The following is a 6,763-nucleotide window of genomic DNA, read 5'->3' as shown; positions in this document are numbered from 1 at the left end:
GTCCCCAGGCGGGACGTACCCCGCGCTGGCACACCGCGCCCCCAGTCGGGGCACCGCCCGCGCTCGCGCAACGGCGAGCAGGGGACGTACCGGGGGGTGTCCGCCCGCAGCGTCGGGCGACCGACCAACGGCACAGCCCCAGCACGCAGCACCGCCCGACCGAGGACGGACACCCCCCGGTGCGGCACCGACCCCCGACGGCGATCAGTGCGCAACGCGAACCCCCACCGGACCCCGACGGGCCGCCGCAGGCATCCCCCCACCGGACCCCGACGGGCCGCCGCAGGCATCCCCCCACCGGACCGCGACGGGCCGCCGCAGGCATCCCCCCACCGGACCGCGACGGGCCGCCGCAGGCATCCCCCCACCGCCGGAGGCCACCGGCAGCCATTCACTCGAACTCGGTGCCACCCTTACGCGTCAGGTACGCGGGACTGACCGCCTTGGCGATCGCCCGCCCACCCGTAACCGGGCTGTACCGCTCGACAGCCGCCCGGATCACCACACCCTCACGCAGATGCAGCTCCCGCCCGGACACCGTCTCGCGCCCGCTCGCCAACGACAGCACCCGCTCGACGTCGTACGGCCCCTCGAAGAGCCGCGGCACCAACGGCAGCTCCCCGGCCAGCAGTTCCGCCGCATCCAACCACCGCACCACGCCATCGATCTCGGCGGAGACATCGAAGACGGCGAACCCGAGCGTGTCCCGCCGACCGTCCGCACCGTACGTCAGGTCCTGGACACCCGCCCCGTACACCTCCCCGAAGACCCCGACCCGCCGCGCCCCGAGCCGCGCGGCGAGCCGCGAGGCGGCCTCCGCCACACCGTGCCCACGCACCGCACGCCAGTACAGATTCCGCGGATCCTCCTTCAGCGCCAGCGACTTGGCACCGAAGCCCTTGGAGGACACGTACACCCGCGACGAGTCCGCGACATACGTCATCAGGCACGCCGACCCGTGCAGCTTCTCGGTCAGGACGACCGGCTCACCCGCGGCGAACACATCCGGATACCGCTGGATGTTCTCGATGTCCACCCAGGGCATGAGGTCAGGCGCGGACTCGACGTCACCGGCCATCGTCGGCGGCACGGGCGGCACCCACTTGACGACGCCCAGCCGTTCCGCGAAGTCCGTGCCGTCGGCGGCCGCCCGTACAAGGTCCACGTCCACGAGCGCGTTCGGCCGGCACACGATGCCCTGCGACAGTTCACCGCGCAGCCGGATCGCCTTGACCCGGTCCGACGCACTGCCCGCCAGCCGCCCGGTCAGCCCCAACTCCTCGATGAGCCCGCCCGGCAGCACGGCCTGCTCGGGGATGTACACGGCCACGTCACCGGTGCGATACGCACCCTTGGCGACGACGGCCCGATACAGGCCCACTTGGGCAAGCTCCAGCGCATCGGCGTTCGGATGCTCATGGACGGTCAGCACTTCGGCAGTGACGCGCAGCGTCGACATCTGGACCCCTCAACTCGACTCAGGTGCCTTTCATCGCCTCCAACTGTCCTTACGGGAAAGAGGTGGAGCGACCGGATTAGCCCCTGGTAACGTCGCGATCTTCGGCCGGCGGGACCGCCGCGCACGGAGTCCTGACGGGACGAACCATGTCCTCACCGCCCCTCGACGCCGCCCTCACGCGGATATCCACGGTCTTCCACGGCGCATCGAGCCCCGACGAGACCGGCTGCGGCTACTGCCACGCCCCCGAGGAGACCGCGTATCTGCGCACGCCGAACATCCCCGTCCCCCTGGATGTCGTGCAGTACTACCTCTTCGAGGTCTCCGACCACTTCGACGACCATGCCGCCGTCATGCGCCGCCTCCTGCCACAGGCGGCCCGCGCGATGGCCGACGGCACCCTGGGTTCGATCAACTACGGAGCCCACGGGCTGACCCGTGCGGACTGGCGTTCCTGGCCCCCGGAGCAGGCCGCCGCGATCGACGCGTTCCTGCGCGCCTGGTGGCAGGACGCCCTCACCGCACCCGACCCGCCCTACGGCATCGACGACATCTTCGACACCTGTGTCACGATCGCCGGAACGGTGACCCCGTTCCTCGACGACTGGCCCCGCACCCCGGTCGCCGACGCCCACCTCGGACACTGCGCCGATGTCTGGCTCTACGACCTGCTGTCCGACGCCTCCCCGTTCACCTGGTGGTACGACGGCAGCGAGGAGACCGGCGTCGCAGACCTGCGCACCTGGCTCTCCGGGCCCGGCGCCGTCCGCCTCCACGCCCAGGGCGAGCACGACCTCGCGACCCGTGCCGAACTCCTCGCCCTGCCCTACGACGACCGCTGGGCCCACCCGTACTGGACGAGCCCGGCAGCCACCAACTGAGCGTTGGAGGAGGCGGGTTCCCCGTCCGGCAGGACCAGTGTGTCCTCCAGCCCGATCCGCGTCGCGAGCCGCAGGCGCCCGGCCAGCCGCAGCACCGGCCACGCACCGCCGTCCTCACCGTGCAGCAGCACCGGGCGGCCGTGCGCGGCCCCCACCTCGGCCAACAGCGCACGCGCCGTGTCCTGGGCGGTCTCCGGCGACCCATCGGTCACCTCGGCCAGCACCCGCAGCACCCGGGGACCGAGCGGCGACACGGCGAACCGGGAGGCGCCGTCCGTCCCGGACCAGATGCCGGCCTCCACACCGACACCCCGCTCGATGAGCGCGGCCGCCAGCTCTTCCGCCCCCGGCTCGTGCCAGTTGACGGAGGCGTGATCGGGAAGCACGGTCCAGTCCCGCACCCGCTCCAGCCGCCGCGCGGGATCGGGTTCCGTCCAGGCGCCCGTGGTCACCCCGACCGGCACCGACACCCGGGCCCGTATGGCGTCGAGGGTCGCCGCGAGCACCCTGGGCGACAAGGTGTCGTCACCGCACGGAGACTTGGGGTGAACGTGAATGTCCGTGGCCCCGGCCGCGACAGCCGCGGCCGCAGACTCGGCCAGAGCCTCCGGTGACAGCGGCACAGCTGCTCCGTCGTTGGCCCCTCGGGGCCCGTTGAGACACACCTGAACCATGCCTCGATGGTGCCAGCCGCGAGGCACCGGTCACCGGCGGGGACCCACTGCCCGCATCAGTGCCGTACCGCGGTGGACCGCTCGAAGAGGGGGTGCGGCATCCCCGGCGCACCCCCGGTCGCTCCACTCGCTCAGGCGGACATCAGCAGCCGTCCACGCCGGGACGCCGCGAGGGCCTCGGACGTCAGCACCGGACGCGGCACCACGACCCCGCAGTCCGTGCACACCGGGCCCGAGGAGGGTTCGTGGGCCAGGTCGTACATCCAGGTCAGCCGCTCTCCGCTGCACACCGGGCACACCGAGCCCGGCTTGCGCTCCAACGCGGAGATCAGCCTGCGCAGCACCTCGGCCAGCGGTTCACGGGGGTGGAGCCGCGGGTCGTCGCACCACGCGACACCGAAACCGCCCCAGGTCAGCCGGTGCCAGTCGTCGACACTGCCCGGCCTGCGCAGCCCGTCGTGCTTCTCCTTCTTGCGCCGCTCGGCGAACTCGACCTCGTAGGCCAGCCAGACCGAACGCGCCTCTTCCAGTTCGTCCAACGCGGCCACGAGCCGCGCCGGGTCGGGGGACCGGTCCTCAGGACCGAAACCGGCCCGGGAGCACAGATGGTCCCAGGTCGCCCTGTGCCCGTAGGGGGCAAAACGCTCCAGGCACTTACGCAGCGAGTAGCGTCGCAGCGCCAGATCGCATCGCGGATCTCGCACCTGTCTCGCCAGACTCCGGAAACCGGCCATCGCCCTGCACCTCCGTCACACCTGCACCTGTACTTCGGTCACTTCGGCGTCGTCGCTTCGGACGTCGCCGAATAGACGTATCGACACGCGATTCGGCTCCATCCGATTTCCGATGCCTCCCATCAGCCTCCGGACCGGCTACCAAAACTTGACGCATGTTCATCTTCAAACCCGGGGATACCGCCGGTAACGCCTGACTCAACTCCCTTCGGTAGGAGCCGCCATGCCTCGGCGTACCTCGCGCACCGCACTCGACAGACTGAGAACTCCCGGCAGGGTCACCGGGTTCCTGAAGACCGCTTCCGTATGCGCCCTGATTGCAGGTCTTTTGTCCCCGCTTGGTCAAGCGGCCGCGGCCGCCGAAGCGACGGCCGCCAACGACTACTGCGGCAGTCAGTGCTCCGACATCCTGCCGCCCGGCCAGAACGGCAACGCCACCCTCGCCCAGATCCTCCTCAACCAGGCCTTCGGCACCCAGCCCGAGCACGCCGAGGACCAGCTCGGCCCCTACGCCAACCTGGCCAAGGGCTACCCGTCGCTGACCAACGCCACGATCAACAACTTCTTCAACGACGCCTCCTTCGGCGTCCCGTCCGATCAAGTCGCCTCCACTCTCAACCCCGGTGGCCGCAGCGACGTGACGATCGTCCGTGACAAGAAGACGGGCGTGCCGCACATCACCGGTACCACCAGATACGGCACTGAGTACGGAGCGGGCTATGCGGCGGCTCAGGACCGGCTGTGGCTCATGGATGTCTTCCGCCACGTCGGCCGCGGCCAGCTGACCACCTTCGCCGGCGGAGACCCCTCCAACCAGGGCCTCGAGCAGCAGTTCTGGCGCAACGCCCCCTACACCGAGGCCGATCTGCAGGCCCAGATAGACAACGCCGTCGCCAATGCCGGGGCCCGCGGCCAGCAGGCCCTCGCCGACGTCAACGCCTACGTCGCCGGCATCAACGCCTACATCGACGCCTCCGAGAGCGGCCGCTACTTCCCGGGCGAGTACGTCCTGACCGGCCACAAGGACTCCGTCACCAACGCCGGCACCATCGAGCACTTCAAGACCACCGACCTGGTCGCGCTGGCCTCGGTGATCGGCGCGCTGTTCGGTTCCGGAGGCGGCGGCGAGGTCAACAACGCGCTCTCACTGCTCGCGGCGCAGGAGCAGTACGGCGTCACGGAGGGCACGAAGGTCTGGGAGTCCTTCCGCGAGCGCAACGACCCGGAGGCCGTCGTCACCGTTCACGACAAGAGCTTCCCGTACGCCACCAAGCCGGCCGACCCGCAGGGCGGGGCGCTGCCGGACGCCGGCTCGGTGACCACCGAGCCGCTGGTCTACGACCCCACGGGCACCGGTGCGGGGCAGAGCGCCTCCGCGGCCTCCGCGGCGGCGACCGCGACCGCTCTCAGCTCGGCCAGGCGCGGTATGTCCAACGCCCTCGTCGTCGGCGGCAAGCACACCGCCAGCGGCCACCCGGTCGCCGTGTTCGGCCCGCAGACCGGCTACTTCGCACCTCAGCTGCTCATGCTCCAGGAGATCCAGGGCCCGGGCCTCAGCGCCCGCGGTGCCTCCTTCGCGGGCCTGAGCATGTACGTCGAACTCGGCCGCGGCCAGGACTACGCGTGGAGCGCCACGACCTCCGGCCAGGACATCATCGACACCTACGCCGTCGAGCTGTGCCAGGACGACTACCACTACCTGTACCACGGCACCTGTACGGCGATGGAGAAGATCGAGCAGAAGAACTCCTGGGCCCCGACCACCGCCGACGACACCGCCGCGGGCTCGTACACGATGCGGGTCTGGCGCACGAAGTACGGGCCCGTCGAGTACCGGGCGACGGTCGGCGGCAAGAAGGTCGCCTACACCACCCTGCGCTCGTCGTTCATGCGCGAGGCCGACTCGATCATCGGCTTCCAGATGCTGAACGACCCGGACTACGTGAAGAGCCCGGAGACCTTCCAGAGCGCGGTGCAGCACATCAACTACACCTTCAACTGGTTCTACGCCGACTCCTCGCACACCGCCTACTACAACAGCGGCGACAACCCGGTGCGCGCCACCGGCGTCGACGCCGACTTCCCGGTGTGGGCGCGGTCGGCGTACGAATGGCAGGGCTGGAACCCGACGACGAACGCGGCGACCTACACGCCCGCCTCGGCCCACCCCAACTCCATCGACCAGGACTACTACATCTCCTGGAACAACAAACAGGCCGCCGACTACTCGACCGCGCCCTGGGGCGACGGGTCCGTGCACCGCGGCAATCTGCTCGAGGACCGGGTGAAGAAGCTGGTCACCGCGGGTGGCGTGACCAGGGCCGCGCTGGTGAAGGCGATGGCCGACGCGGCCCTGGCCGACCTGCGCGCGGAGGACGTGCTGCCGGACCTGCTGAAGGTGATCAACAGCAGTACGGTCACCGACTCCACGGCCGCGGCCGCGGTGAGCAAGCTCCAGACCTGGCTCACGGCGGGCGGAAAGCGCACGGAGACGTCGGCGGGTTCGAAGGCGTACGCCAACGCCGACGCGATCCGCATCCTCGACGCGTGGTGGCCGCTGCTGGTGAAGGCCGAGTTCGAACCCGGACTCGGCACCGGCCTGTACACGGCCATGACCGCCAACCTGCCCGTCGACGAGGCTCCGTCCGCCGCGCACGGTCCGACCGGCGCGCACGCGGGCAGCTCCTTCCAGTACGGCTGGTGGTCCTACGTCGACAAGGACATCCGCGCGGTGCTCGGTGAGACGGTGCAGGGTCCGCTGGCGCAGAAGTACTGCGGCGGCGGCAGCCTGAGCGCCTGCCGGGACATCCTGATCAGCACCCTGAAGACGGCGGCCGGCAAGACCGCGGCCCAGGTCTACCCGGGCGACGACCTGTGCGCGGCGGGCAACCAGTGGTGCGCCGACTCGATCGTCCAGCGCACCCTGGGCGGCATCAAGCACTACAACATCAGCTGGCAGAACCGGCCGACCTACCAGCAGGTCGTGGAGTTCACCTCACACAGGTGACCTGACAG

5 protein-coding genes are annotated in these 6,763 nt (G+C 70.4%); 2 read left to right on the top strand and 3 right to left on the bottom strand.

Going from position 1 to position 6,763, the window contains the following annotated elements:
* Positions 1–391: 391 nt before the first annotated feature.
* Positions 392–1,459, bottom strand: a complete 1,068-nt coding sequence (locus tag ACWD3I_RS26450; protein WP_365408914.1) for an RNA ligase (ATP) — start codon at positions 1,457–1,459, stop codon at positions 392–394.
* A gap of 146 nt (positions 1,460–1,605) precedes the next feature.
* Between ACWD3I_RS26450 and ACWD3I_RS26445 the strand changes: the two genes are divergently transcribed.
* Entirely contained in the window at positions 1,606–2,340 is a 735-nt protein-coding gene (locus ACWD3I_RS26445; RefSeq protein WP_365408911.1) for a hypothetical protein, read from the top strand.
* Here ACWD3I_RS26445 and ACWD3I_RS26440 read toward each other — a convergent pair.
* Both ACWD3I_RS26440 and ACWD3I_RS26435 read right to left on the bottom strand, forming a co-directional pair.
* Complete coding sequence (locus tag ACWD3I_RS26440) at positions 2,286–3,014, bottom strand: 3-keto-5-aminohexanoate cleavage protein (protein WP_365408908.1); 729 nt, start codon at positions 3,012–3,014, stop codon at positions 2,286–2,288. The two genes, ACWD3I_RS26445 and ACWD3I_RS26440, sit on opposite strands and share 55 nt — an antisense overlap.
* A gap of 131 nt (positions 3,015–3,145) precedes the next feature.
* Positions 3,146–3,748 carry a hypothetical protein gene (locus ACWD3I_RS26435; RefSeq protein ID WP_365408905.1) on the bottom strand — a complete coding sequence of 201 codons (603 nt, stop codon included), beginning with the start codon at positions 3,746–3,748 and terminating at the stop codon, positions 3,146–3,148.
* Between the two features lie 223 nt (positions 3,749–3,971).
* Here ACWD3I_RS26435 and ACWD3I_RS26430 point away from each other — a divergent pair, with 223 nt between their 5' ends.
* Positions 3,972–6,755 carry a penicillin acylase family protein gene (locus ACWD3I_RS26430; protein WP_365408902.1) on the top strand — a complete coding sequence of 928 codons (2,784 nt, stop codon included), beginning with the start codon at positions 3,972–3,974 and terminating at the stop codon, positions 6,753–6,755.
* Positions 6,756–6,763 lie beyond the last annotated feature (8 nt).

Source organism: Streptomyces sp. NPDC002817 (assembly GCF_053592055.1).
The sequence above is the reverse complement of the archived record's forward strand: the minus strand, read 5'-3'. Positions and strand labels throughout refer to the sequence as shown.

What these genes read in the sequence shown, in the direction of transcription:
- ACWD3I_RS26445 (WP_365408911.1), top strand. Translation starts at nt 1,606, where the DNA reads ATGTCCTCACCGCCCCTCGACGCCGCCCTCACGCGGATATCCACGGTC.
- ACWD3I_RS26435 (WP_365408905.1), bottom strand. Translation starts at nt 3,748, where the DNA reads ATGGCCGGTTTCCGGAGTCTGGCGAGACAGGTGCGAGATCCGCGATGC.
- ACWD3I_RS26430 (WP_365408902.1), top strand. Translation starts at nt 3,972, where the DNA reads ATGCCTCGGCGTACCTCGCGCACCGCACTCGACAGACTGAGAACTCCC.
- ACWD3I_RS26440 (WP_365408908.1), bottom strand. Translation starts at nt 3,014, where the DNA reads ATGGTTCAGGTGTGTCTCAACGGGCCCCGAGGGGCCAACGACGGAGCA.
- ACWD3I_RS26450 (WP_365408914.1), bottom strand. Translation starts at nt 1,459, where the DNA reads ATGTCGACGCTGCGCGTCACTGCCGAAGTGCTGACCGTCCATGAGCAT.